Here is a 26,482-nt window from a genome sequence, read left to right as displayed (position 1 = left end):
CTTATCGTCTTATCGTCTTATCGTCTTATCGTCTTATCGTCTTATCGTCTTATCGTCTTATCGTCTTATCGTCTTATCGTCTTATCGCCGGATCGCCGGATCCGTCGACAGAACTTCACTCACTGCGTCAACACTAAGCTGCCTCCCACCTCCGTCGTCCTGACGAACGTCAGGACCCAGCGTCGTCAATCGCCGCCCACCACCGCATCCACCATCCCCCGACATCCAAAAACAAAACAGCGACCCGCAGGCCGCCGTTTTCCGTTACCGCTGTTACGTCGCCGAAGCGATCACCAGCCGTTTTGCGCCGCCGCCTTACGATACGCCAACCCTGCCAGCGCTACGTCTTCCAGACCGATGCCGATGGCCTTGTAGATCACGATATCGCCGTCCTTGCGCTGATAGCCGATGCTGCCGTCGACGGCCTGGCCCAGCTCCCACACATTGGCCCAGTCGAAAGTACCCGGCGCGCATTGCACCAGGTCGCCGGCTTCGGTTTGCGCCTGCGGCTTCCATTCCACCACCAGTGCTGCGGCGCGCTTGATGGCGATGTCGTCCAGTTCGCGCACGTTGGCCTTGCTGGCGCCGACGGCAGCGACGAATGCGCCCGGCTTCAGCAAGTCGCCCGAAAACAGCGGCGTGCTGGCGCGCGTGACCGTCACCAGCACGTCGGCCTGACGCGCGGCTTCGTCGATCTCCACCACGCGTGCGGGGATACCGTAGGCCTTGGTGACTTCATCCGCCAGTTCCTGCTGGCCGGAGAGACCGGCGATCAGGATTTCCTTGAACTTGCGCACCTGCAGGATCGCAGGAATGTGCGAACGCGCCTGTACGCCGGTGCCGATGATGGCCAGCGTTTCGACGTCCTTGCGCGCCAGCGCGTCGCAGGCCACGGCGGTTGCTGCGGCGGTGCGCAGACCGGTCATGGTATCGCCTTCGATGGTCGCCAGCGGTGCGCCGGTCTCGGTCGAGAACAGCGTGATCACGAACTTGAACGCGCCCTTGATCGTCGTGTACACCTTGGCGCCGGCGATGCCTGCGTCGGGAATCACCGCGCCCATCATCGACAGCATCACGCCGTTGGAAGCACTGGTGCGCACGCGCGCCTGCTGGGCGCCGCTGCCGGCGGCGGCAAAGGCTTCGCGCATGGCTTGCACGGCGTCGGCGGTGGTGACGAGTTCGCTGACTTGTTGATTGGTGATGAGCTTCACGGTGGTCCTCTTCTATGTACTTGGGTGAATTGATGCAAATTCTGTGATGACAAATTCTCTGCCGCAGTGACGTACTGCTGATCAGTGCACGAGGATCAACGAACCCCATGCGCCGCACTCAGGCAGGCCCAGATGCGGTCCAGATCCGGCCGCGCGTCGTCGATGCGGCGATAGACGCGGATGTCCATTTCATCGCTCCACAGACCCGTTGCCAGCGCCTCATTGTCATTGGGTGCGACCGCCAGGGTCAGCTTGCCTTCAGCGACTTCGCGCGTGACCGCGCTGGCCGGCAGCCAGGCAACGCCGTGACCTTCCAACACCATACTCTTCAAACCCTCGGCCAGGTCGGATTCGAAGCGGCGGAACACATGCACCGGGCGCGGACTGCCGCTGAGCTGCTTCTCGACGATGCGGCTCAGCGACGAATAGGACGAATAGCTCAGAAAAGGCACCGGCTCCGCAGGCGTGCCCGGCAGCGCGTACTTGGGCACGCCCTTGCGCACGGCTTTGACATAGGGACGCAGCGGCTCTTTACCGAGCGACAGCATCGCATAGCGTTCGCTATCCAGATCGATGCCCTGCTGCGGATGGTGATAGCAGATCAGCAGATCGCAGTTGCGCTCGACCAGTGCCATTACGGCATCGTGCACATTGGTGGCCTGCACGGTAGTCGCCAGCGGGCCGGTGGTCTGCTCGATTTCGGACAGCAGCTTGGGATACAGAGTCAGCAGCAGCGTGTGCGGCATGGCGAACTTGACCGTCGCCTGCGCGCCGGCCAGCTGGCCGCGCAGAATCAGACGCGCCTGGGTCGACTGGTTAAGCATCTCGCGCGCGATCGGCACAAAAGACTCGCCCGCCGGCGTCAACGCACAAGGATAGGTGGAGCGGTCAAACAGCTCGGCGCCGAGCCAGGTTTCCAGCGAACGCACGCGGCGGCCGAAAGCCGGTTGAGTCACGTTGCGCAGCTTCGCCGAGCGGCTGAAGTTGAGCGTTTCCACCACCGACAAGAAGTCCTCGACCCATTTGATTTCCATTGTTCCCGCTCTTTTCGCTGATGTCCGGCTTGAATGCCGCGCTGTTGATGCCGTTTGAGGCTGTGTACTTTCCGGCATATCACTATACAAATACAGCATGGGAAAGTCCCATGCCGTTTCGGCATTGCCTTGGCGACAACATAAAAACGGCATCAACACGGCAAAAGCTGTCGCCATGTCCTCCCGCCCGTCCCGGCACATGACTGGCAAATGAACACTAACCGCCATTGAACGTGTCCCCCGCTCAATTACAATCGCCTCTCGGCCCACCCGCCATCCGACAACCCGCCACCGAACCTGCAACCGAGAAAGCCCATGCCCGACCTCAACCAGCTCATCGCCGCCACCAGCCAGATCGGTGCCACCGCCATGGTCATCCGCGCGCTGATCGTGTTCTGCTTCACGCTGATCTTCCTGCGCATCGCCGGCCGCCGCTCGTTCGGCCAGCGCAGCGCCTTCGACCTGTGCATCACGGTGCTGCTCGGCGCCATCCTCAGCCGCGCCATCGTCGGCGCCTCACCCATGTTGCCGGTACTCGCCGCCGGCGCCGTGCTGGTCCTGCTGCACCGCCTGATCGGCATCCTGGTCACGCGCTGGGCATGGCTCGACGACCTCATCAGCGGCACCGAACGCCTGCTCGTCAAAGACGGCCGCAAAGACCCGCACCAGATGCGCGCCGGCCTGATCAGCGACCGCGACATCGACGTCGCCCTGCGCAAGAAGGAAGACGGCGCAAAGATCGAGCACGTGGCGCGCGCGGTGCTGGAGAGGAATGGGGAGATCACCATCACGCTAAACGGACAGGTGAACGCCGCCGATAACCACGTCGCAAGATAAAAGTACCGTCCGGCAATAAACGCCACGGAAGATTTCGGTAAGATATCCGGCTATGGAAAAAGACACGCAAAATTGGCAAGACTCCGAACACCCCATCGATCCGCACATCCGCAGCGAAATCGAGAAGACGCTTTCGCGCATTGAAAACGAGCGCAACGTAAAAATCCTGTTTGCCTGTGAATCGGGCAGCCGCGGCTGGGGCTTTGCCTCACCCGACAGCGACTATGACGTGCGTTTCATCTATGCGCATCCGCTCGACTGGTACCTGACGGTTTTCCCCGGCCGGGATGTGATCGAATTGCCGATCAACGAGATTTATGACGTCAGTGGCTGGGATCTGCGCAAGGCGCTCGGTCTGCTGAGGAATGGCAATGCGACGCTGGTCGAATGGCTGTCCTCGCCGGTCGTCTACCGGGCGGACGATCGCTTTCTGGAGGCGATACGGAACGCCGCCGAGGAAGTGCATCGTCCCGACCGTTCGTTCTATCACTACCTGCACATGGCGAAGAAGAACTATCGCGAATATCTGCGCGGCGACATGGTACGTCTGAAAAAATATCTTTACGTATTGCGCCCGCTGTTCGCTTGCCTGTGGATCGAGCAGCAACGCGGACCGGTGCCGATGCGTTTTCAGGATCTGGTCGATACCTTGGTGAACGAGGAAGACCTGAAGAGCGCCATCGAAACACTCCTGGAAGTCAAACGTCAGGCGAAGGAATCAGAAGATGCGCCAGCAATGCCCGTCATCAATCGCTTCATCGAATTGCATCTCGGCCGCCTGAGCGAGGGACCGGCGCCGGGCAAAGGGGACGATGCCGATTTCTCCATTCTGGACAGGCTTTTACGCGACACTGTCCGGGCTTGACGGCATCCATCGCATCCATCCCGGGAAACTCATGCTGAATGCAGAGCGTCCCATGTCAGGCCGAATCTTGCCAGGTATTTCTTGAGCCGGTCCGCGTCATTCGGCCTGGCCTTGGCGTCGCGCGATACCGCGTAAAGCTTGCGTCCGGCGTCCGACATTGATCTGGACTGGCGGCATACGGCAATCACCGATTGCAATTGCATCGCATCAAACAGATCGAGCGTCTGCGCCTGCTCGCTGCCGAGCACGGCTTCCAGATCGACATCCTGCTCTTGGTGCGCAACGCCGAGATAGTGTTGCCACAAGCTCTTCAGCCGACGGGTTTCCTCCTCGACGATGCTGTCGTTGATGCGCCCGGCGTCGGCCAGTGTCGCCATGCGCATCACGGAGGCGGAAAGATCGCGGAAGTTGCCTTTCCACACGGCGTCGGCCGACACGGCGAATTGCATGTAACGCTGGCGCGCTTCCGTATTGAAGCGAACCATCTGTGCATTTTCCGCGCTGTATTGTTCCAGCAGGTAGTCGATGTTGGGCTCGATGTCTTCAAGACGTCCCGCCAGCCCAGGCAAGTTGTATATCCACAGATTGATACGCGCGTAGAGATCTTCGCGGAAACGGCCCGCCATGACCTCTTTGGCCAGATCCCGGTTGGTGCCCGCAATCAGTTGAAAATCACTCTGCACCTCATGGTCGCTACCCATGGGAAGAAAGCGCTTCTCTTCGATCGCCTTGAGCAGCATCGCTTGCTCGTCAAGGCCCAGTTCGCCGATCTCGTCGAGGAACAGCAAACCCTTATGTGCAGTCCGCAGCAGACCGGGCCGGTCAGAGGCGGCGCCGGTAAATGCGCCCTTGATATGGCCGAACAGGGTGGAGCCCGCGCCATCGCCATGCAAGGTCGCGCAGTTGAGCTCGACGAATTTCCCCTCGATCTGATGCCGTGCCTTCTTGAGTTCGAACACGCGCCGGGCGAGAAATGATTTGCCCGCGCCAGTGGGACCCATCAGCAACATCGGCGCTCTGGATTTGATGGCCACACGTTCAATCTCGTCAATCATCGCGTTGAAGCTGGGATTGCGCGTGGCAATACCGGACTTCAGAAAGGCAACGCCTTCCTTTTGCTCTCGCGAAAAGCGCTGGGCAATCTGATCGTATTTGGACAAGTCCAGATCGATCAGCGCATAGCTGCCGGGATCGCCCGGCGCCTGACGGCGTGGCGGCGACGTCTGCAGCAGCCGCCCCGGGAAATAATTCGCCTCGGTCATCAGGAACATGCAGATCTGTGCGACGTGCGTACCCGTCGTGATGTGGATCCGATACTCCTCGTGATCCGGATCGAAGGGATACGCTTTTGCGAAATCCAGAAGGCCGCCATAGACCTCTTCGAAATCCCAGACATCGCGTATCGGCAGCTGATGCAAAGCAACGGTGGTTTCCGGCGAAACGCTGGCGATGTCCTTGCAGACCTGATGAATGACTCCCTCATAGCGGCTGCCGCAATAGAGCAGTTCGAGACGATCCACCACGACATCTTCGTATTGGGTCAAGGCGACGGTAGGTCGCCATTTCTCCCAGCGGGAGCCGCCCTTGCCACTGTCGAGCTGAGTGCCGACAAAGCCGATTACCACGATTTTCTTCGCATCCATTTTTATAATTTCTTATATAAAAAGATAAATTAAATCGAATTCTATCAGATGCCAACACTTCCAAAAGCATCCCAAATAACCAGAAAATCTCTTTTAAATCAAACATCTGCGGAACAGGGACAGCATTATCCGATGGCCTGGCACACCCATTGCAATAAGGAGGACAGACACAACGAAAAAACTGAGGAAATGAAATGGCAAACGCTCACTTGTTCCAAAGCCTGAAAAGCAAATTTCTACCGCAAGCAACCGCGCTCAATCACGAGCAAGCAGCTGCCTATGCGATGACACCGAAACATCGCCTGGCGCAATACGCCGCGACCGGATGCCTGAACGCCACTTACTATGCAAGCGCCGAAGCGCAGTTGCAGACCGTTCTGGCGTTGTCCAAAGAGATCGATGCGAAATTCATTGCGCAAACCGCCCTGTATTGCCGTGAACGCGGCTACATGAAAGACATGCCTGCGCTGCTGGCTGCCGTGTTGGCAGCTCAGGGCGCGGTCCAGCTGGCACCTGTATTCGGACGCGCCATCGACAACGGAAAGATGCTCCGCAACTTCGTGCAGATCATGCGTTCCGGCGCGACCGGCCGCAAATCGCTGGGTACCCGCCCGAAGAAACTGGTGCAGACATGGCTGAACACCGCAACGGAAAAAGAATTGCTGGCCGCAGCAATCGGCCAGTCGCCGTCCCTGGCTGACGTCGTGAAGATGGTCCATCCAAAACCGGCGGAAGCCTGGCGTGAAGCATTCTTCGCCTGGCTTCTGAACAAGCCGCATCACGCCGATGCGTTGCCGGCAATCGTCAAGGCATTTGAAGCGTATAAGCTGGATCAGAGCCAGCCCGTGCCAGAGGTGCCGTTTCAGATGCTGACGGCGCTGGACCTGCCGTCCGCAGCATGGGCGCAGATCGCTTTGCAAGGCGGATGGCAGATGACGCGGATGAATCTGAATACCTTTGCCCGTCACGGTGTGTACGCCATCGACGGCATGACTCAGGCAATCGCGGAGAAATTGCGCAACGCTGAGGCCATCGCCAAAGCAAAGGTGTTTCCGTACCAGTTGATGTCGGCTTACAAGGCGGCGTCTGATGAGGTTCCGGCAGAGATCCGCGAAGCGCTGCAGGATGCGCTGGAGATTGCATTGAGCAATGTGCCGCAGATCGAGGGAAAGGTCGTTGTCTGCCCGGACGTATCCGGTTCCATGTCCTCCGCCATCACGGGACATCGCGGATCGGCAAGCTCGGCGGTGCGCTGCATTGACGTCGCCGCCCTGGTGGCAGCCGCGATGCTGCGCAAGAACGCCGGCGCACAAGTGCTGCCGTTCGAGGCGGACGTGGTGAAATGCGCGCTGAATCCACGTGATACCGTGCTGACCAACGCACAGAAGCTGGCCGCCATTGGTGGCGGTGGAACGAACTGCAGCGCGCCGCTGGCCCATTTGAATCGTCAGAAGGCGAAAGCCGATCTGCTGGTTTTCGTCTCGGACAACGAATCCTGGATGGACGCCAACCGCTACGGCGCGACCGCCACGATGCAGCAGTGGCAGATCTTCAAACGCCGTAATCCGAAGGCGAAGCTGGTTTGCATCGACATCGCGCCCAACGGCACGACGCAAGCGCAAGAGCATGTCGATGTACTGAATATCGGCGGCTTTTCGGATGAGGTGTTCAAGATCATCGCCGCGTTTGCCTCGGGTCAGCTGAGCCCGGATCATTGGGTCGGCGAGATCCAGTCCATTACCATATAGGGAGAACAACATGGGATGGCTGATCAGCGTAGGACAGCTGCGCAAAAAGGATGTTGAGCAAGGTAAGAATGCCGGTGTGATTACATATTCTGGTTACATCACATCAAACGATTGTCATATCGTTGCTCAGATTGGGTATGGCCCGAATGCTGACAAGACTACATCTGGAAAACCCGGTTCGAACCCGGGCCATCAGGCGGAACATGCCTGTTGGAACGTCTTGTCGACCCTTGTCGGGATGGATGATTAAACCTCCGCAGTCCCTGTTTATTTTTTGATGAATGCAGATGAAATTACATGGTAAGAGCGCCGAGGCAGCATCTCGGAGGTCCCCGGTCCGACTCCGGGTCGGCGCAAGCCGATAGCTCAGAAAACATTTCATCGTCCCTTGTCATCACCTTATTGAATACGAAATCTTAAATACTAAAAACGAGAACATGATGCCTACACAAGCAACCGAACAATTCGACGTACTGAATACCGAAGGCGGCAGCCCGATCAAAATGTGGACCAAGGGCGTGCCTGTAGAAAACGATGCGAAAGACCAGCTCAGCAACACCGCGCGGATGCCTTTCATCTACAAGCACATTGCCGTCATGCCGGACGTCCACGTCGGCAAGGGCTCAACCATCGGCAGCGTCATCCCGACGCTGGGCGCCATCATCCCGGCGGCCGTCGGCGTCGATATCGGCTGCGGCATGATGGCCGCCAAGACCACGTTGACGGCAAACGATTTGCCGGACAACCTCGGTCCTTTGCGCAGCGCCATCGAAAAAGCCGTACCGCATGGCATGTCGCCAAAGACCCGCAGCTACAAAGGCCGCGACAAGGGTTCGTGGGAGACGCCGCCGACACCGGTCGATCAGGCCTGGAAGCAGCTCAAGGACGGCTTTGACGACATTTGTGCGAAGACGCCGAAGCTGGAAAAGACCAACAACTACCGTCACCTCGGCACGCTGGGTTCGGGCAACCACTTCATCGAGGTGTGCCTGGATGAGACCGGCGCAGTGTGGTTCATGCTGCATTCCGGCTCGCGTGGTGTCGGCAACGCAATCGGCTCGCACTTCATCGAAGTCGCCAAGGAAGACATGCGCGCACACATGATCAACGTGCCTGATCAGGACCTGTCGTACCTGAAGGAAGGCACGCAGCACTATGACGATTATGTGGAAGCGGTCAGCTGGGCGCAGAAGTTTGCGCGCATGAATCGCGAAGTGATGATGCAGAACCTGATCGCTGCGGTGCGCACAGTCATCGCCAAACCGTTCGAGACGCATGTCGAAGCCGTCAACTGCCACCATAACTATGTGCAGAAAGAACACCATTTCGGCAAGGACGTGCTGGTGACGCGTAAAGGCGCTGTATCGGCGCGCGCCGGCGAGCTGGGGATCATTCCCGGCTCCATGGGCGCCAAGAGCTATATCGTCCGCGGCAAGGGCAATGCGGAAAGCTTCAATAGCTGCAGTCATGGCGCCGGGCGCACCATGAGCCGTACCGAAGCCAAGAAGCGTTTCACGATCGACGACCAGATCAAGGCCACGCAAGGCGTCGAATGTCGCAAGGACGCCAATGTGATTGATGAAATCCCGATGGCGTACAAGGACATCGACGCCGTAATGGAAGCACAACGCGACTTGGTTGAAATCGTCTATACGTTGAAACAAGTCGTTTGTGTGAAGGGCTGAGGCCAGCAGGGGACGAGAAGATCGTCTCCTGCCGGCGGGCCCGCAATTGGTTCATCATGCGAAGGCGCCGTCATCCCGGCCGCGCTGCACATGGATGACAGAAATACAGAAAAAGAGAAAAGCAGAGCGATGATTACTTTGAATGGAGCTCTCGGGGAAGGCGGCGGCCAGATCTTGCGCACAGCCCTGACACTGTCGGCGATCACAGGCCAGCCTTTCCATATCCGCAACATACGCGCGAATCGTCCCAAACCCGGCCTGATGCGTCAGCATCTCGCGGCCGTGCAGGCAACCGCCCTGATCTGCGATGCGGACACGGAAGGCGCGGCCTTGGGGTCACAAACGCTCACCTTCATGCCGCGGAAAATCAAAGGCGGCGACTACCAGCTTGCCATCGGCACCGCAGGCAGCTGCACGCTGGTATTGCAAACCCTGTTGCCGGCACTGCTGACGGCAGACTCGCCATCGACCATCTCGCTCCGTGGCGGGACGCACAATCCTATGGCGCCGCCTGCACAATTCCTGCAGCGCGCGTACCAGCGCTTGCTCACACGCATGGGAGCGGATATCGATATTGAACTGCACCGTTTCGGCTTTTACCCCGCCGGCGGTGGTGATATAGCCGCGACAGTGCGTCCGGGCTCGCGATTGGCGCCGTTCGATCTCCTGGCAAAAGGCGAACCTGTCGCCGCCTATGCGGAGAGCTTTGTCGCCAACGTCCCCGCCAGTGTGGCCAAGCGCGAGCTCGACTGTATCGGCGCAGGTATGAACTGGGATGCGGCGCAATTGCGTTCGCATGTACTGCCGACAGATCAAGGACCGGGCAATGCCTTGCTGCTGACACTGGAGTATGAACACGTCACGGAAGTGTTCTGCGCCTTCGGAGAAAAATCCGTGCGCGCCGAAGACGTCGCCAAACGCGTCCTACGCGAAGCACGCGAATACATGGCACGCGCCGGCGCCGTCGGAGAACACTTGGCCGACCAACTCATGCTGCCGCTCGCGCTGGCCGGCGCAGGATCGTTCACCACGCATTGCGTCTCCGCGCATGCCAGGACAAATGCGGCGGTGATCGCGCAATTTCTTCCCGTGCGCTTCTCAATCCGTGAGCAAGATGGAATCAGTACCTGCGCCATTGAACAGCGATAGAATTGATGCGTTTTCGGGATTGCCCAGACCCACAACGCATCATTCCTTGCTCACATGACACAGCCAACGATTCTCGAAGCCACCAATCTGACGTTCCACTACCCCGAGCGCGAACTGTTCAACAAGCTCACGCTCGCCATCCCCGCCGGCGTCACCATCATCCGCGGCGGCGACGGCCGCGGCAAAACCAGCCTGATCCGCCTGCTGGCCGGCGAACTGAAAGCGCACAGCGGCCAACTGGCCATCAACGGCATTCGTCTGGACCAACAAGCGGAGCAATACAAGAAGCAGGTCTACTACGTCGACCCGCGCACGGAAGCATTCGACCAGATGACGGTGCCGGAATATTTTGCTTCAGTGCGGGCGCAGTTTCCCGATTTTGACGATGCAGCGCTGCCGGCATTGATCGAAGGCCTGTCGCTGACGCCGCATGTGGAGAAGAAGCTATTCATGCTGTCGACCGGCAGCAAGCGCAAAGTGTATCTGGCGGGGGCGTTTGCTGCGGGGGCGGTGGTGAATTTGCTGGATGATCCGTTTGCCAGCCTGGACAAGGGCTCGATCAATTTTGTGAGCGAAGTGCTGGCGGGTTTTGCGGAGCAGGGCGAGCAGGTATGGGTCGCAAGTTTTTATGAGACGCCGGAGGGGATTGGGGCGCGCGCGATCATCGATCTTGGCGACTGAGTTTGACTCTGGCTGTGCGCTTATTTTCCCGAGCTGATGTGATCTTCAAGCGATGCAAACAACTCGGGATTCAGCAAATCCTTCAATGGAATCCCCAGTGCAATCGCCAGCAACTCCATGTTGTCGATGGAAATGTTGCGCACGGAACGTTCTACTTCACTGACGTAGGTACGACTTAGCTCTGCTCGGAGAGCAAGGTCTTCCTGGGATACGTCCTTCAAACGTCGAGCACGGCGCAAATTCTGTCCGAATATTTCTCGCGCCGATATAGATGCTTTTGGCTTTTTCATGCCGTAAGCATCCGAGGATTGACACTTACAGTCCACTAACTATAAATGACCTAATGCAAACTATAAGTGACATAAAGAGCAATTAAAGATATATTTTGCTCATTAAACGTCTCACAGATAAGTCCGTCACTATGGTTAAACAGATGAGCTTTTTCGCCATCGCCTGGAAACATATGGCGGAGCTTGATGATTTTCTTGCGGAGCAGGCCGCCGAAGCGGCGCGACGCATCACCGAGCGATTTGAGCTGAAACAGAAGCTGGATGCGTTCTCGGCTGCAACGGACTTCCGATTGGAAGTCATCGTGCGCAAGGAGTCGATCCGGGGTGAGGACAACGCAACCTATGCCTGTGCGTTGCTTGAACTGAGCTTGCCCGCCGTCTCCACGACAGCATCCCGAGAGACCTATATGGAGACGCTCAGGCTATTGCGTGAGGCCACCAAGGAAGCGGTGGAGCTGCCGCCCGTACTGACGAGAACGGTAGTCCGCTTCCGATGGTCAAGAAGGTATCGTTAGCCGGGAATATTCGGCTCGACAAGATTAGCCAGCTGCAGGAGCGATTCCTGCCAGCCTAGATAGCACATCTCCACCGGAATGATTTCCGGAATCCCCGCCTGCGTTATGCGCACTTCCGTGCCGGTCAACACCGGCCTCAACTTCACCGTCACCTGCATTTCGCCAGGTAGATTCGGATCGTCAAACTTGTCGGTGTAGCGAACCAGCTCGCCCGGCACCAGCTCCTTGTATTCGCCACCGAAAGAGTGGCCGTTGCCGCTGGTGAAGTTTGAGAACGACATGCGGAAGGTTCCGCCGACTTTAGCTTCCAGATGCTCCACCGTGCAGGTGAAGCCGTAGGGCGGGAGCCATTTTGCGAGGGCCGCTGCGTCGGTGAAGGCGCGGTAGATTTTGTCGGGTGTGGTGCGGAGGATGCGGTGGAGTTCTCCTTTGAACGTGACGTGCTTTGAGGAAAATTTGGATTATTTAGCAAATTAATAACAAATCAGCTCGCTGATTACTCTGCAGCATCAAATAGATACCCCTCTTATTTGCATTGGCTGTAAATTCCTCAATATGCGCTGCTATCCAAAAACTGCGAAAACAACGCTCGGTCTGAGGCTACCTCAAACCGGTAGAGAATTCATAGGGGAAAAGGACAAGCGCCGCTTTTTATGCATTGGACCCTCCTTGTCAGTTATTTTTGACTTAGAGTTCGAAAATTACATAAATTAATGTTAAAACCACATTAATTTATTGATTTTTTAAAATGGAAACTGTAGTCTTACCCTGTGGAATATACAAAATTTAAGCAGTTATTGAGCTCTGCGGGACTTTCTGTTCGGCAATTTTCCGAGTTGCTTTGTCTCAATTGCAACTCTGTAAGTAACTATTCGAGGTCCGATTCTGTTCCTCCTCATCTTGTGGTTATCGCAATCCTCATCTCCGAACTCGCGCGAAACGACATCGATTTTCTTACTCCTATTCAGCGTTTGGATATCAAGGAAAAGAAACCTCGGGGTGATAGAGGAAGGTCGATGCTCAAAAGAAAGAAATTAGATATTAATCAAGGCACCACAACATGAATTTTAGTATTGATCGGCTTCCCAAAGACCTCCAGGAGCAAATGCGCAACTTATACGCTCCTCCTGAAAATCCTTCCAAGATTAAATACATTCAAGAGAACCGTATTCACCATGGAAGTTGTTTAGATTTGATTCAAAAAATTGCCCCCAATAGTGTTGCGCTAAGTGTATGGTCGCCACCATATTTTGTTGGAAAAGAATACGAAGCGGAGCTGTCGTTTGACGATTGGCAGGACTTAATTAGTGGCGCAATCAAGCGCCATTTTTCCATTATTAAACCTGGTGGTTTTGTCGCTATAAATATTGCAGATATTTTGTGCTTTAAAGACGCTGAAATGCCACGTATTCAGGCAGACGTTATAAGCCGAAAACGGTCGCCGATAACTCGTGACGACATTCTCAAAGCTATAACTGATCATCCCGAATTCAATCGTCATCAATTAGCCAAGCTTTTGGGATGTAGCGAGCAAACTATAGATCGCAGATTGAATGGTAATAACATTCGTGGCGGCAAGTCAGATACTCAAACCCGGGTAAAGATTGTCGGTGGATTGATAGAGAATTGGGCTTTAGATGCGGGATTTTATCCTTATGACCGGCGTATGTGGGTCAAGGATGCTGCTTGGGAAAATTCTCGATGGACTAGCCTATCTTATAGAGCGGTAGACGAATTTGAATATATATATATATTCTGGAAACCAGGGGTCACTACTTTTGATAGGAATAGACTTTCTTCATCTGAATGGGCTGCTTGGGGGTCTCGTGGGGTCTGGAGTTTCCCTTCTGTGAGAGCAAATGACAATCATGAGGCTAAGTTCCCGGTAGAATTACCACGCCGGTGCATAAAATTATTGACCGAGCCAAATGATGTTGTTCTCGATTGCTTCATGGGAAGTGGGACCACTGCACTGGCAGCACTAGAGCAGGGTAGGAAATTTATCGGTATCGAGAAGGAGCAACAATACGTCAGTTTGGCAATGGCTCAACTAGAAAGAGACTTTCCAAACCATGTTTCTCGACCCAAACGGCCTCGTAGCAAACTTACCTCGATTGGAATTGATTGAGAAAGCTGTAGCAAGACTAATTGTTCAAGCTCTGTATAACTATAGAGATCAAGCACACACTATTTTTCGCAATGAGTCAGATAACCCTGCAGATATAGGCGAGGATATAACAAGAGAAGCTCTAGATCATTTGGGAGTATCGAGAATCAATCGACGTTTGTATGGAAAAGTTGACTTAAAACAGGCCTGCTACCTTTTTCTACCGGATTTCAGCATTCGTATTGCATTATTTGTGGACTCAAAAGCGGAAAAAAATAGTTCTGTTGCCCGAATCCAAATGTCACAGCTATCTATGACCGTGCAGCAAATTCGGGCTGGTAACAACATTACTAACCCCGGACTTTTACCACAGGTTCTAACGATGGACGGAGAAAGCTATTTGACAGTTACGGCATTTGTAAAATATGTCTATGTTGATATGCCCGACGGCTCAAAAGAATTGACGACTATAAAAATTCTATCCTTACCTAATGGAATGCTTCAGTCAATATATAACCCAAGCCATGTTGATACGATTTTTACCGCCGGACCGAATGCTCCGACTCTGGGAGAAGAATTTCGGACCCGTTTAAGTTTTTCTCGATTGGCAGCTAAGGCTAGCTGGCGAGTACAAACTATTGCAATGTCCCCAGCTCCGTTTATCTGGTCTTGAGCAAAATAGAGCGACATAGGTTACTTATAAATCCAACCTATCAACAAAAACAGCCCCATAAGTTTCTCAACTTATGGGGCTGTTTTTCTCAGGTTATGTGTCTATCTACAATGCCAATCAGACATCAATATTCCCAGCCTGCAGCGCATTCAACTCAATAAACGCTCTGCGCGGTTCCACGTCATCCCCCATCAGCGTCATGAAAATCTGATCCGCGGCGATCGCGTCTTCGATTTGCACTTTGAGCAGGCGGCGGACGGTTGGGTCCATCGTTGTTTCCCACAGCTGTTCCGGATTCATTTCACCCAGACCTTTGTATCGCTGCTTGCTGACGCCGCGTTCGGCTTCTTCGCGTAGCCATGCCATGGCCTGGTGGAAGTCGCTGATGGCGCTTTCCTTGATCTTGTCGCCGGTGCCGCGGCGGATCAGTGCGCCGCGGCCGATGAGACCGCGGAAGGTTGCAGCTGCGTTTGCCAACACCTGATAGTCAGGGCCGTTGACGAAGTCGGTGTCGATGGCGGTGACTTTGATGTTGCCGTGGTACATGCGCTGGATGCGCAGGATGTGCTTGTCGGTCAGCTCGTCGGAGCGGACGATGACGTCGATGCCCGGTTCGTTGATGGCTGCCTTCAATGCGGCGGCGGATTGCTCGGCTTCTGCTGCGGTGTTCAGTTGCAGGGTGACGCCGGTCATGATGGCGGACAGCGCGGTGGCGTCGATCATGCGGGTGAGGCGCATGATGATGGCGTTGGCGGTGTTGTACTGACGGACCAGTTCGGTCAGCGGGGCGCCGCTGATCGGGGCTGCGCCTTCGCTTGGGACCAGCTCTGCATCGTTCAGAGCGATCTGCATCATGTAGTGCGCTTCTTCGACGTCGTCTTTCAGATAGCGCTCGTCCTTGCCGGCCTTGACCTTGTAGAGCGGCGGCTGGGCGATGTAGATGTGGCCGCGTTCGACCAGTTGCGGCATCTGGCGATAGAACAGCGTGAGCAGCAGGGTGCGGATGTGGGCGCCGTCAACGTCCGCATCGGTCATGATGATGATGCGGTGGTAGCGCAGTTTGTCGGCGTTGAATTCATCAGGGCCGATGCTGGTGCCGAGGGTGGCGATCAGGGTGGTGATCTGCTCGGAGGAGAGCATCTTTTCGAAGCGCGCTTTTTCGACGTTCAAGACCTTGCCGCGCAGCGGCAGGATGGCCTGGAATTTACGGTCGCGGCCTTGTTTGGCCGAGCCGCCCGCGGAGTCACCCTCGACGATGTAGAGTTCGCACAGCGCCGGATCTTTTTCCTGGCAGTCGGCCAGTTTGGCAGAGAGGCCGAGGCCGTCCATGACGCCTTTGCGGCGGGTCAGTTCGCGTGCCTTGCGTGCGGCTTCGCGGGCGCGCGCGGCTTCGACGATCTTGCCGCAGATGATCTTGGCGTCGTTCGGTTTTTCTTGCAGGAAGTCGGTGAGGGTCTTGGCGACAATTTCTTCCACCGGGCCGCGGACTTCGCTCGATACCAGCTTGTCTTTGGTCTGCGAGCTGAACTTGGGCTCGGGGACTTTGACGGAGAGGACGCAGGTGAGGCCTTCGCGCATGTCGTCGCCGGAGACTTCGACCTTGGCTTTTTTGGCGAAGTCGTTTTCTTCGATGTACTTGTTGATGACGCGGGTCATCGCGGCGCGCAGGCCGGTGAGGTGAGTGCCGCCGTCACGTTGCGGGATGTTGTTGGTGAAGCAGAGCACCTGTTCGTTGTAGGCGTCGTTCCATTGCATGGAGACGTCGACGCTGATGTTGGTGTTCTGGTCCGACATGCGTTCGCCGGTGGCCTGGAAGATGGTCGGGTTGAGAACGCTCTTGTTCTTGTTGATGTATTCGACGAAACCGCGGGTGCCGCCTTCGAAGGCGAAGTCTTCTTCCTTGCCGGTGCGCTGGTCGGTCAGCTTGATGTGCACGCCGTTGTTGAGGAAGGACAGCTCGCGGATGCGCTTAGCCAGAATTTCGTAGTGAAATTCGACGTGGGTGAAGATCTCTTCGTCGGCCCAGAAGTGGACTTCGGTGCCGCGCTTGTCGGTGTCGCCGAGGACTTTGATCGGGGAGACCTGCACGCCGTCGACGATTTCGATCTGGCGGTCTTGCGGGATGCCGCGCACGAATTCCATGCCGTACATTTTGCCGTCGCGACGAATGGTCAGGCGCAGCAGTTTGGACAGGCCGTTGACGCAGGAGACGCCGACGCCGTGCAGACCGCCGGAGACTTTGTAGGAGTTCTGGTCGAACTTGCCGCCGGCGTGGAGCTCGGTCATGACGATTTCGGCTGCGGAGCGTTTTGGCTCGTGCTTGTCGTCCATCTTGAGTCCGGTCGGGATGCCGCGGCCGTTGTCGGTGACGGAGATCGAGTTGTCGGAGTGGATGGTGACGTGGATTTCGGTGCAGTGACCGGCCAGGGCTTCGTCGATGGAGTTGTCCAGGACTTCGAAGACGAGGTGGTGCAGGCCGGTGCCGTCAGAGGTGTCGCCGATGTACATGCCGGGACGTTTGCGGACCGCTTCCAGACCTTCCAGAATCTGGATGGAGGAGGCTCCATATTGATTTTGTTGCGGTTGATCGGTGTTGTCTGCTGGGACTTGGGACATGGCTACCTTCTGAAAAAACTAACGGAACTGCCTGACTAAATACTAAGGAACTACAAAGAAACTGCTGAAATCGGCGATGAAACCGAATTCTTAAAAGTGGCGAAGGGCCGTCTTACGCACGGCCCCTCGTCTACTTTCGGCTAACTGAAATCAAATGCGCATCGGCATGACGACGTATTTGAAATCGGCATTGTCGGGAATGGTGATCAATGCGGAGGAGTTGGCGTCGCCCAGGGCGATGTTGACGTAGTCGCCCTTGAGGTTGTTCAACACGTCGAGCAGGTAGGTGACGTTGAAACCGATGTCGACGCTGTCGCCGCCGTAGTCGATTTCGAGTTCTTCAACCGCTTCTTCCTGGTCGGCGTTGGTGGAGCTGATCTTGAGGCTGCCTGGTGCAATCACCCAGCGCACGCCCTTGAACTTGTCGCTGGTCATGATCGCGGCGCGTTGCAGCGAGCGCAGCAGTTGTTCGCGGCCGATGGTGAAGTTGTTCTTGTAGCCCTTCGGCACCACGCGGGTGTAGTCGGGGAACTTGCCTTCGACCAGCTTGGAGATCAGTTCGATATCGGCGAAGGTCAGCTTGACCTGGTTGTTGGCGATTTCCAGTTGAACCGGTTCTTCGCTTTCGTCCAGCAGACGCTGCAGTTCGATGATGGTCTTGCGCGGGATGATGACTTCCTGGCGCGGGAATTCTTGCTCGGTCGCGACCTGGCAGAAGGCCAGGCGGTGACCGTCGGTGGCGACGGCGATGACGTTCTTGCCTTCGACGACCAGCAGCAGGCCGTTGAGGTAGTAACGGATGTCTTGCTGCGCCATCGAGAAGTGGACCATGTTGAACAGGTGCTTCAGGGTCTTTTGCGGCAGCGTGACTTGCGCGTTGTAGTGCTCGGCCTGGGCGACGGTCGGGAATTCTTCGGCGGCCAGCGTTTGCAGGGCGAAACGCGACTTGCCGGATTGCACCGTCAGGCGCTTGTTGGACAGGGTGACCGTCACTTCGCCCGAATCGGGCAGGGCGCGCAGAATGTCGAGCAGTTTGCGCGCGGCGACGGTGGTGGCGGTGGCTTCGCTACCGGAACCGACTTCGGCGTGCGTGGTGATCTGCACTTCGATGTCGGTCGAGAGGAAAGATACTTTTTCGCCGTCCTTGCGAATGAGGATATTGGCCAGAATCGGCAATGTGTGCCGACGCTCGACAATACCGCTCACTATTTGCAGTGGCCGGAGAAGCGTATCTCGTTGGGTTTTGACCAATTGCATAGTCTCTATATCCTTGCTAGTAGTGGTTTAAAGGATGCTGAAAGCCGCTTTCAAATTCTGTCTGCAATCCGGTCTGGTCCTCCGTCTGCGCTCAGTTTTGCCGTCGTTTCCGCAATCTGCTGCAATTTGAAAAGGGCTTCGTTGCGGTAGCGCGGGCTTGCTGCTGCCTCTGTGCTGCTGCGCTACATCTTGCTGCGCGACGAATCCATCCTCGCTTACGGTATGCCCACCCAATGACATGGCGATGACGGCTGCATAAAGCCCACTGACCGCGCCATGCTTTTTTGGCAACAAAAGAGTCGCCGGGACAAACCGGACCAACTCTCTCATTGTATCAAATCAACCCCTCTTCAAGGGGCAAATTAGGCTCTTTTGGAAGCCGATTCCTAACCTTTCAGGGTCTGTTCCAGGACGTGGAGTTCGTGGTTGCATTCCGGGTTTTTGGTGCGATCGGCGGATATCTTGCGTACCGCATGCAGCACAGTGGTGTGGTCGCGGCCGCCGAACAGGTCGCCGATTTCCGGCAGGCTTTTTTGCGTCAGTTCCTTGGCCAGGTACATGGCGATCTGGCGCGGACGGGCGATATTGGCCGGACGCTTCTTGGAATACATGTCGGCGACTTTGATGTTGAAGAAGTCGGCGACGGTTTTTTGGATGTTTTCGACGGAGATCTGGCGGTTTTGGACGGATAAGAGATCTTTTAGCGCATCTTTGACGACATCGATGGTGATGTCCTTGCCGTGGAAGCGCGAGTACGCCAGGATCTTGCGCAGGGCGCCTTCAAGCTCGCGGACGTTGGAGCGCAGGTGCTTGGCGACGAAGAAGGCGACGTCGTCGGACAGCTGGACGCCTTCCAGAGTGGCCTTTTTCATCAGAATGGCGACGCGCATTTCCAGCTCGGGCGGCTCGATGGCGACGGTCAGGCCGGAATCGAAGCGCGAAATCAGGCGGTCATCCATGCCGCTGATTTCCTTGGGATAGGTGTCGCTGGTGATGATGATCTGCTTTTTGGCGGCGATCAGCGCTTCAAAGGCGTAGAAGAATTCTTCCTGGGTGCGGCTCTTGCCGCCGAAGAATTGAATATCGTCGATCAGCAGCAGGTCGAGCGAGTGGTAGTAGCGCTTGAAGTCGTCGAAACCCTTGCGCTGATAGGCCGTGACCACGTCGCGCACGTATTGCTCGGCGTGGATGTAGCGGATCTTGGCGTTGGGATTGTCGGCCAGCACCTGGTTGCCGATGGCGTGAATGACGTGGGTCTTGCCCAGGCCGACGCCGCCGTACAGGAATAGAGGGTTGTAGGATACGCCGGGATTGTTGGCGACCTGGGTCGCAGCGGCGCGCGCGAGCTGATTGGCTTTACCGGTGACGAGGTTGTCGAAGGTAAGCACCGAGTTGATGCGCGACAACTCCTGGCGCGGCGTGACCGGCGGCGGGGCCGGTTCGACCAGCGATTCCTGGATGCCGGTCGGATAACCGTCAAGCATGGTGCCGTGGCTGTTGCCGCCGTTGCTGTGCATGCCGGCGGCGCCCGCAGGCATCGGCGCTGCAGCTGCAGCGCGACGGGCGGCGCCGATACGCGGATCGAGCACGAATTCGACGTCGATCTGCATTTCCCAGTACTCGGAGGCGATCGTCGTGATGCGGCTGGCGAACTGGGTCTTGACCCAGTCGAGCTTGAAACGGTTGGGCGCGGCAATACGCAGGCGGCCATCTTCGTAATCAAGCGGAGCCAGAGGCTTGATCCAGGCGCTATATTGCTGCGGCGTCAGTTCCTGCTCCAGCTTTGCGGAGCAAGCCTGCCAAAAATTTTCCATGAATCTTCTTATCTAAATATGAGGGGCAAATATGAGGTGCAATTGCGCAGAAAAAGCGTGCCGAGCTGACTTGGGGAAAGCCTGATGTCAACACTGCGCATCGCGCTATTTTACTCTGATGAGGAAAAGTTATCCACAGGCAGCGACGGCTTTTGACAGAGTAAAAATGTATATCGATAGCTGCCAAAAGCTTGAGCGGAAATATCGAAGAATGACGCTTGACAGAGGGGACGCCGATAAGAATGCGGGAAACCGGCCGGCGCTCCCACGAGGGCAATGCGCCGCGGCGGCGCTGTGGGAGCGGCCTGCTTAATAATTAATCATGCAATTAATCATTCAACAACAGCGCCGTCGACGAAGACTTTCAGCTCGCCTTGCTGGAACTGGGTCCAGGTTTCGTTGGTAGTCAGCGGCTGGGTGACGATGACGGCGACGCGGTCTTTGGACGTGGTGACTTCGGAGAAATCCACAGAAATGTCCTGGTCGGACAGATGCGCCGAGGTGAACGGATGCTGGCGGATAATGTAGTACAGATTGGTGGAGCAATGCGAGAACAGCGCCGATCCATCCGACAACAGCATGTTAAACGGACCATGTCCGGCGATATAGTGTGTAAGTTCGCGCAACTCCTGCGTCAGGTCGGCCAATGGAGGCAGGTTTTCGCCGAAACGGTTGCGCAGCTGCTGCAACAGGTAGCAAAAAGCCAGTTCGCTGTCGGTGGTGCCGACCGGACGGTACGGGCCGTGCAGGGTCGGGGTGAAATTCTTGAGGTCGCCGTTGTGGGCGAACACCCAGTAACGCCCCCACAATTCACGCACGAAAGGATGGCAATTGGCCAGCGAAACGCGGCCTTGCGTGGCTTTGCGGATGTGGGCGATGACGTGCTGGGATTTGATCGGGCAGCTTTTGATCAACTCGGCGACCGGCGAGGTGACCGCGGACTGGTAGTCGACGAAGTGGCGTACGCCGGAGCCTTCAAAAAAGGCGATGCCCCAGCCGTCGCTGTGGTGATCCGTTAATCCGCCGCGATTTGCAAAGCCGGTGAAGCTGAAAACGATGTCGGTGGGCGTGTTGCAATTCATCCCGAGTAACTGGCACATGATGTCGGCGAAGCGGTGAGGCTGGAGTAAGTGTTGATAAGGAGCGCCGGCAACGATCACAATGACCAATGAGATGCCGGCAAGACCTTACGGTATCACGCAGGCTGGCGCCGAGAAAGCCGGAATGACGGCAATTTCGTTCAATTGCGGTAAAAATCGTTTCGAAAATAAAAAAAGCCCCACGAATTGGGGCTCGTGGGGCTTAATCCTTCCTAAAGAGGGAGGAGGAGACTCGGTACGTAGTGCTTAATCTTTCGCTTGATGTTTCCTCTGGTGCTCAGCGCAGTCATTGCTGACTGTTATCTGTCGCTGGCGGCCAGGTTGCGCAGTTCTGCGGCAAAACTCGGTTGTGAACGGCTGTAATCGTTGGCCATGCGGTTGAGCATCTTGACGCCGTTGAAACGATGCTGACGCACGCGTTGTTCCAGCGACTTGCGCGGCACGACCAATACAATGGCGGCGCGGACGATGCCCATGACCAGCGGCTTGAAAACCATCAGCAGGGTGACCAGCACGCCCAGACCCAGCAACGGACGCATGAAGGCGACGGTTGCACCGATCAGCGATTGCGCGACCGGAACGGCGGCTTCAACTGGAAAGGCGATGGCTAGAACGGACATGATATTGATTTCCCTGATATCGAATAAATTTCTTCTCTTGTTGCATTGCAGTATATGCACCCCCGCCTCGCATTGCCAATTTCATGTTTCGATATCAGATATAGGGATTGTGAATAGCGCCGTCCTGCATTATTCTCAAAGTATGTAGTCACAGACATTGAAAAATGCGGACAAAAAAATCCCCGCAAAGCCGAAGCTTGCGGGGAAATCCTTCCTAAAGAGGGAGGAGGAGACGCCGGACAGTTTCTTATGTCGCGCAGTCAGTACCGCCTCAAGACGTCGGTACGAGCATCAAAACACAAGACTGAATGGGGTGTTGCGCTACAGAAGCGGTGGAAAGCGTCGTTATAGCCAGATTACCGGCGCGTTCCGAACTACATCACCGCACTGTAGTACTGCAAAAACTTAACAACGACTGACTGTGATTAACCGCGGGAAGCGATGAAACGCAGTTCAGCAGCCAGGTTAGGCTGAGTCGATTCGAACTTGTTCGCCAGGCGGTTCATTTGCGCAGCGCCGTCAACGATGTGTTGGTCAGCAGTCAGCAGAGCGGCTTGCGATTCGTGGGCTTGCACGAAACGAACGAAGATGTTGCGCAGTGCAGTGCCGATCTTGCCGGAAGCAGTGCCAGTGTTCTTTGCAGAGTAATTAGCGGTCAATGTAGTCATGATGGACTCCTTGCGAAATGTGTTATGTTGCATTGCAGTGTAATGATCCATGACTCGCTTTGCCAATTTCGGTTTTGGATATCAGTTATCGATTTTGTGAATATTATTATTTTGATGCGTCCGTCTTTCCTTTTTCCGTCGTTTATTTCGTCCATGTCCTTTACGTCCTTATTTACGTCCACATTAAGGTGCGGCTGATATGAGCTTTTTGACTCTCGACCTGAATTTGTTGCGCGTTTTCGACGCGGTCATGACAGAACAGAACCTGACGCGCGCCGCCAATTTGCTGGCGATGACGCAGCCGGCGGTGTCCAACGCCCTGCGCCGTCTGCGCGATACGCTCAATGACGAACTGGTGATCCGCACCGCCCACGGCGTCAAGCCGACGCCGCGCGCCGAAGAATTGTGGCCGACCGTACGCCGCGCCCTGTCGGAGCTGGAAGCGGTAATCACGCCGGAAACCTTCGATGTGTCGCGCGCGCAGAATACTTTCCGCATGGCGATGGTCGATGCGACGGCGGCGTTGTGGCTGCCATCGCTGGTGCGCACCATCATGCGCGACGCCCCGCGCATCAAGATCCGCATGATGCCGCTGACGACGCGCGACCCGCGCGCAATGCTGTTGCGCGGCGATGTCGATCTGGCGGTTGGTTTTTTCCCCGGCGTGACGGCGCAGCTGGCCGACGGCCTGAAAACACAGATCAGCCACGAGCGTCTGTACACCGGGCAATACGTGTGCGTGATGCACAAGAACCACCCGCTGGCCGACAAGGAACTGAATCTCGACAACTATTGCTCGGCGGATCACTTGCTGGTCAGTCTGTCGGGCAAACCCCACGCGGTGATCGATGATGTCCTCGCGGGCATGGGACGCGAACGTAAGATTTTGCTGACGGTGAACCAGTTCTTCACGGCCGGACGCATCGTCGCCAGTTCGGAACTCATTACGGTGTTGCCGCGCCATCTGATCGCAGCGACCGGCATGACGGAAGTGCTGGTGGTGAAAGAGCTTCCGTTCAAAACGCCGGAAGAACATGTGGACATGCTGTGGCATGAACGCGATGCGCGCAGCCCGTCGCATAAATGGTTGCGCGCACATTTAAGTGCAACAACTCATGACGAATTCGGTCGTATCAATATGAAGCGCTGACGATGTCCTGATTCCCTTGATGCGGCTGGCGCTGATCACTTTTCACTAGGATGATTTATGCCACGAACGTCAAAAATAATTGGACTAAGTTTCGCGGGTTTTCTGACTCTCATCATTTTGTTGATCGTTCTGATCGTCAATTTTGACTGGAATCGCGCGCGTCCCTGGATCAACCAGCGCGTCAGCGATGCCACAGGCCGCCACTTCGCCATTCAGGGCGACCTGATCGTCAAATGGCAAAAACCGGAATCGCCGCAAACCAGCTGGGCCAGATGGATTCCGTGGCCGCACGTAAGCGCCGCCGACATCGTGCTCGGCAATCCCGACTGGGCGCCAGCCAACTCCAGCATGGTTGCGATCAAGCAGCTGGATGTGACGCTCAATCCATGGCCGCTGCTGCAGCATAAGATCGTCTTGCCTTCGCTGGCGGCAGACACGCCGCAAGTTGTCCTGCTGCGCAACAAGGACGCGGTCAATAACTGGACCTTCAAATCGGACGGTCCCTCGGCCTGGGAATTTCGTCCCGAGAAAATCGTGATTCGCAAAGGCAGCGTGCAGCTTGATGATGCAATCCAGAAGATCGATGCCAAGGCTGACATCGACACGCTCGATCCGGACAAGGAAAAAATCTACGGCATCGGCTGGAACGTCAAAGGCACTTTCAACAAGGCCGATATTCGTGGCGAAGGCAAAGCCGGCGGCGTGTTGTCGCTGCAGGATGAAAGCAAACCTTATCCGCTGGAAGCCGATGTGCGCGTCGGCAAAACCCGCATCGCCGTCAAAGGCACACTCACCAAACCGCAAGAACTTGCCGCACTCGACCTGCAGCTGAATGTGTCGGGCGATAGCATGGCGCATCTGTTTCCGCTGACTGGCGTGCTACTGCCGGAGACTCCGCCGTTTTCCACTTCCGGCCATCTGATCGGTAAGCTTGATCCCAAGCAGAGCGACTGGATCTACGAAAAATTCAACGGCAAGGTCGGCTCCAGCGACATCGGCGGCACCCTGGAATATCAATTGAAACAACCGCGGCCGCTGCTCAAGGGTGAAATCGTTTCCAACCTGTTGCAGTTTGAAGATCTGGCGCCGCTGATCGGTGCCGACTCCAACGCGAAAAAAGCGGAGCGCGGCGCGGAAGAGCGCCAGCCATCGAACAAGGTTCTGCCGGTCAAGGAATTCAAGACCGATGCCTGGGATGCATTGGACGCCGACGTCAAACTCACTGCGCATAAGGTAGTGAAGGAAAAGAATCTGCCCATCACCGACATCCGCGCCGATCTGCATCTGAACAACAAGGTACTGCAGCTGACGCCCTTGAACTTCGGTATCGCCGGCGGCAACCTTACCTCCAACATCAAGCTCGACGGCAGCGCCCCGAAGATGAAATCGGAGCTGAAGCTGTCAGCGCGGCGTATCAAGATTCAGCAGTTGTTCCCAAATCTCGATGCGGCACAAACCAGCTTTGGTGAAATCAACGGCGATGCAGCATTGACCGCCACCGGCAATTCGGTCGCAACCATGCTCGGCTCATCGAATGGTGAATTGAAAACCTTGATCAATCACGGCGCCATCAGCAAATTGTTGCTGGAAGAGATGGGACTGAATATCGGCAATGTGGTGGTGTCGAAGCTGTTCGGCGACAAGCAGGTCAAGCTCAATTGCATGGCCAGCGACTTTGCGGTGACCAACGGCCTGATGCAGGCACGCACCTTTACGCTGGATACCGACGACGCGATCGTCAACATCACCGGCGACATCAATCTGGCCCAGGAGCAACTAAATCTGACTATCAATCCGCGCAGCAAGGGTCTGCGGATTATTTCGCTGCGCTCGCCGCTGTATGTCACCGGTCCGTTCAAGGATCCAGACTTCGGCGTCGACAAAGGCACCCTGGCGCTGAAAGCCGGCGGCGCCATTTTGCTGGGTGTCGTCGCACCGGTTGCGGCCATTCTGCCCTTGATCAACATCAGTGGAGAACAGCAAACCGATTGCGCCAATTTACTGCAGGAAGTCCAGAAAAAACCTACCGCGCCGCCGCCTGGTAAAACCTACAAAGGCAAGCCGGTACAGGCTGCCAGGTGATTTCAAGGTTTTGTCGACGATGGTTTTCTTTAACTTGGTTCGACAAAACCATCTGTGGATAATGTTGTGAATAAGTCTTGCGCGGTTTGGGGATAGTGCAAGACTTTTTCACAGCGCCAAAATCTATCCAACAACTGTTCTTCAGTCATACACGTGTTGCCAAGCGTTTATCATTTCCGTAAACACCTGATTCGATTTCGGTTTACCGGGTTATCCACAGAAAAGGGCCCCTGTTAACTACTACTACTATTTATATATATAAACATCTATATAAAAACCAGAAAACCTTTTTTCTCTTCCTTCCCGGCCGAATCACCTAAAAAAAGAAAATCGATTCGGAGATTCAGAACTTGCTCTGCCGATCATTTCAAAGAAATCGCATCAGGCACTTCAAGCACCAGGTCCGATTCAGCGACCGCGACACAGGGCAAGATGCAACCTTCGGCTTTTTCTTCTCGGGTCAATCCCGGCCAATCGATCTGATAACTGATTTGTCCGCTTTTTAAAAAGCAAAGACAGGTGCGGCATGTTCCATTGCGGCAAGAACTGGGCATGCGAATGAAGGCCTGTTGTGCCGACGTGAGTAACGACAAAGCCGGCTTCGCGATAAATTCCAGCCCTGAGGGCTGGATGAGCACCTTGTAGGCGTTTTTTTGGTCTTGCTCGTCCATGGGCATCAATTTGTTTGTTTTTGCTGTGGCGACGTCTTGCAGGTCATTCAGAAGGAAATGAAGCGA

General features: G+C 55.9%; 24 protein-coding genes. 12 read left to right on the top strand and 12 right to left on the bottom strand.

Annotated elements, in window-relative coordinates:
* Positions 1 to 290 precede the first annotated feature (290 nt).
* Positions 291 to 1,211: an ornithine cyclodeaminase family protein gene (locus tag AC1RN6_RS20415; RefSeq protein WP_493007261.1), complete on the bottom strand. Its 921-nt coding sequence runs from the start codon at positions 1,209 to 1,211 to the stop codon at positions 291 to 293.
* A 95-nt stretch (positions 1,212 to 1,306) separates the two neighbouring features.
* Positions 1,307 to 2,245, bottom strand: coding sequence for a LysR family transcriptional regulator (locus tag AC1RN6_RS20410; protein ID WP_493007260.1), 939 nt, complete (start codon positions 2,243 to 2,245; stop codon positions 1,307 to 1,309).
* A gap of 315 nt (positions 2,246 to 2,560) precedes the next feature.
* Between AC1RN6_RS20410 and AC1RN6_RS20405 the strand changes: the two genes are divergently transcribed.
* Together AC1RN6_RS20405 and AC1RN6_RS20400 are read left to right on the top strand one after the other, a co-directional pair.
* A complete protein-coding gene (locus AC1RN6_RS20405; RefSeq protein ID WP_493007259.1) occupies positions 2,561 to 3,082 on the top strand; it encodes a DUF421 domain-containing protein in 522 nt (173 codons plus the stop codon).
* A gap of 52 nt (positions 3,083 to 3,134) precedes the next feature.
* Positions 3,135 to 3,947 (top strand): nucleotidyltransferase domain-containing protein, encoded by an 813-nt coding sequence (locus AC1RN6_RS20400; RefSeq protein ID WP_493007258.1) that lies wholly within the window; start codon positions 3,135 to 3,137, stop codon positions 3,945 to 3,947.
* Between the two features lie 29 nt (positions 3,948 to 3,976).
* Here the strand turns inward: AC1RN6_RS20400 and rtcR are convergent, their stop codons facing one another.
* A complete protein-coding gene (rtcR, locus tag AC1RN6_RS20395) occupies positions 3,977 to 5,590 on the bottom strand; it encodes an RNA repair transcriptional activator RtcR (protein ID WP_493007257.1) in 1,614 nt (537 codons plus the stop codon).
* 194 nt (positions 5,591 to 5,784) lie between these two features.
* Here rtcR and AC1RN6_RS20390 point away from each other — a divergent pair, with 194 nt between their 5' ends.
* The 5 genes from AC1RN6_RS20390 to AC1RN6_RS20370 all read left to right on the top strand — a co-directional run bounded on the left by AC1RN6_RS20390 (position 5,785) and on the right by AC1RN6_RS20370 (position 10,853).
* Positions 5,785 to 7,338 (top strand): vWA domain-containing protein, encoded by a 1,554-nt coding sequence (locus AC1RN6_RS20390; RefSeq protein WP_493007256.1) that lies wholly within the window; start codon positions 5,785 to 5,787, stop codon positions 7,336 to 7,338.
* A 10-nt stretch (positions 7,339 to 7,348) separates the two neighbouring features.
* A complete protein-coding gene (locus AC1RN6_RS20385) occupies positions 7,349 to 7,588 on the top strand; it encodes a hypothetical protein (protein WP_493007254.1) in 240 nt (79 codons plus the stop codon).
* Positions 7,589 to 7,775: 187 nt separating this feature from the next.
* Complete coding sequence (locus AC1RN6_RS20380) at positions 7,776 to 9,023, top strand: RtcB family protein (protein WP_493007253.1); 1,248 nt, start codon at positions 7,776 to 7,778, stop codon at positions 9,021 to 9,023.
* A gap of 129 nt (positions 9,024 to 9,152) precedes the next feature.
* A complete protein-coding gene (gene rtcA / locus AC1RN6_RS20375; protein WP_493007252.1) occupies positions 9,153 to 10,172 on the top strand; it encodes an RNA 3'-terminal phosphate cyclase in 1,020 nt (339 codons plus the stop codon).
* A gap of 54 nt (positions 10,173 to 10,226) precedes the next feature.
* On the top strand, positions 10,227 to 10,853 hold the full coding sequence (locus tag AC1RN6_RS20370; protein WP_493007251.1) for an ABC transporter ATP-binding protein: 627 nt from the start codon (positions 10,227 to 10,229) through the stop codon (positions 10,851 to 10,853).
* A 20-nt stretch (positions 10,854 to 10,873) separates the two neighbouring features.
* Here the strand turns inward: AC1RN6_RS20370 and AC1RN6_RS20365 are convergent, their stop codons facing one another.
* Positions 10,874 to 11,143, bottom strand: a complete 270-nt coding sequence (locus AC1RN6_RS20365; protein WP_493007250.1) for a helix-turn-helix domain-containing protein — start codon at positions 11,141 to 11,143, stop codon at positions 10,874 to 10,876.
* A 143-nt stretch (positions 11,144 to 11,286) separates the two neighbouring features.
* Here AC1RN6_RS20365 and AC1RN6_RS20360 point away from each other — a divergent pair, with 143 nt between their 5' ends.
* A complete protein-coding gene (locus AC1RN6_RS20360; protein WP_493007249.1) occupies positions 11,287 to 11,658 on the top strand; it encodes a hypothetical protein in 372 nt (123 codons plus the stop codon).
* Here AC1RN6_RS20360 and AC1RN6_RS20355 read toward each other — a convergent pair.
* Complete coding sequence (locus tag AC1RN6_RS20355; protein WP_493007374.1) at positions 11,655 to 12,071, bottom strand: SRPBCC family protein; 417 nt, start codon at positions 12,069 to 12,071, stop codon at positions 11,655 to 11,657. The two genes, AC1RN6_RS20360 and AC1RN6_RS20355, sit on opposite strands and share 4 nt — an antisense overlap.
* Before the next feature lie 647 nt (positions 12,072 to 12,718).
* On the opposite strand from AC1RN6_RS20355, the gene AC1RN6_RS20350 reads away from it, so the two are divergent.
* Together AC1RN6_RS20350 and AC1RN6_RS20345 are read left to right on the top strand one after the other, a co-directional pair.
* A complete protein-coding gene (locus AC1RN6_RS20350) occupies positions 12,719 to 13,786 on the top strand; it encodes a DNA-methyltransferase (protein ID WP_493007248.1) in 1,068 nt (355 codons plus the stop codon).
* On the top strand, positions 13,731 to 14,438 hold the full coding sequence (locus tag AC1RN6_RS20345; RefSeq protein WP_493007247.1) for an SfiI family type II restriction endonuclease: 708 nt from the start codon (positions 13,731 to 13,733) through the stop codon (positions 14,436 to 14,438). The genes AC1RN6_RS20350 and AC1RN6_RS20345 overlap by 56 nt, the downstream gene beginning before the upstream one ends.
* Before the next feature lie 117 nt (positions 14,439 to 14,555).
* On the opposite strand, the gene gyrB is transcribed toward AC1RN6_RS20345, so the two are convergent.
* From gyrB to AC1RN6_RS20315, 6 genes are all read right to left on the bottom strand, one after another.
* A complete protein-coding gene (gene gyrB / locus AC1RN6_RS20340) occupies positions 14,556 to 17,054 on the bottom strand; it encodes a DNA topoisomerase (ATP-hydrolyzing) subunit B (RefSeq protein ID WP_493007246.1) in 2,499 nt (832 codons plus the stop codon).
* Positions 17,055 to 17,204: 150 nt separating this feature from the next.
* Positions 17,205 to 18,311, bottom strand: coding sequence for a DNA polymerase III subunit beta (dnaN, locus tag AC1RN6_RS20335; protein WP_493007245.1), 1,107 nt, complete (start codon positions 18,309 to 18,311; stop codon positions 17,205 to 17,207).
* Between the two features lie 386 nt (positions 18,312 to 18,697).
* A complete protein-coding gene (gene dnaA / locus AC1RN6_RS20330) occupies positions 18,698 to 20,125 on the bottom strand; it encodes a chromosomal replication initiator protein DnaA (protein WP_493007243.1) in 1,428 nt (475 codons plus the stop codon).
* Between the two features lie 332 nt (positions 20,126 to 20,457).
* On the bottom strand, positions 20,458 to 21,225 hold the full coding sequence (locus AC1RN6_RS20325) for a class II glutamine amidotransferase (RefSeq protein ID WP_493007242.1): 768 nt from the start codon (positions 21,223 to 21,225) through the stop codon (positions 20,458 to 20,460).
* Positions 21,226 to 21,524: 299 nt separating this feature from the next.
* The gene (locus tag AC1RN6_RS20320) at positions 21,525 to 21,845 is read right to left on the bottom strand and encodes a hypothetical protein (protein WP_493007241.1); all 321 of its coding nucleotides are present in this window, start codon (positions 21,843 to 21,845) and stop codon (positions 21,525 to 21,527) included.
* Between the two features lie 425 nt (positions 21,846 to 22,270).
* On the bottom strand, positions 22,271 to 22,513 hold the full coding sequence (locus tag AC1RN6_RS20315) for a hypothetical protein (protein WP_493007240.1): 243 nt from the start codon (positions 22,511 to 22,513) through the stop codon (positions 22,271 to 22,273).
* 199 nt (positions 22,514 to 22,712) lie between these two features.
* On the opposite strand from AC1RN6_RS20315, the gene AC1RN6_RS20310 reads away from it, so the two are divergent.
* Together AC1RN6_RS20310 and AC1RN6_RS20305 are read left to right on the top strand one after the other, a co-directional pair.
* Positions 22,713 to 23,663, top strand: coding sequence for a LysR family transcriptional regulator (locus tag AC1RN6_RS20310; RefSeq protein WP_493007239.1), 951 nt, complete (start codon positions 22,713 to 22,715; stop codon positions 23,661 to 23,663).
* A gap of 57 nt (positions 23,664 to 23,720) precedes the next feature.
* The gene (locus AC1RN6_RS20305) at positions 23,721 to 25,745 is read left to right on the top strand and encodes an AsmA family protein (RefSeq protein WP_493007238.1); all 2,025 of its coding nucleotides are present in this window, start codon (positions 23,721 to 23,723) and stop codon (positions 25,743 to 25,745) included.
* Between the two features lie 362 nt (positions 25,746 to 26,107).
* Here AC1RN6_RS20305 and AC1RN6_RS20300 read toward each other — a convergent pair whose 3' ends face one another.
* Positions 26,108 to 26,416: a 2Fe-2S iron-sulfur cluster-binding protein gene (locus AC1RN6_RS20300; RefSeq protein ID WP_493007373.1), complete on the bottom strand. Its 309-nt coding sequence runs from the start codon at positions 26,414 to 26,416 to the stop codon at positions 26,108 to 26,110.
* Positions 26,417 to 26,482 lie beyond the last annotated feature (66 nt).

The sequence above is a fragment of the Herbaspirillum sp. GW822-FHT03A08 genome, assembly GCF_058801885.1.
Note: the sequence above shows the minus strand (reverse complement) of the source record. Positions and strands in the feature narration are given on the sequence as shown.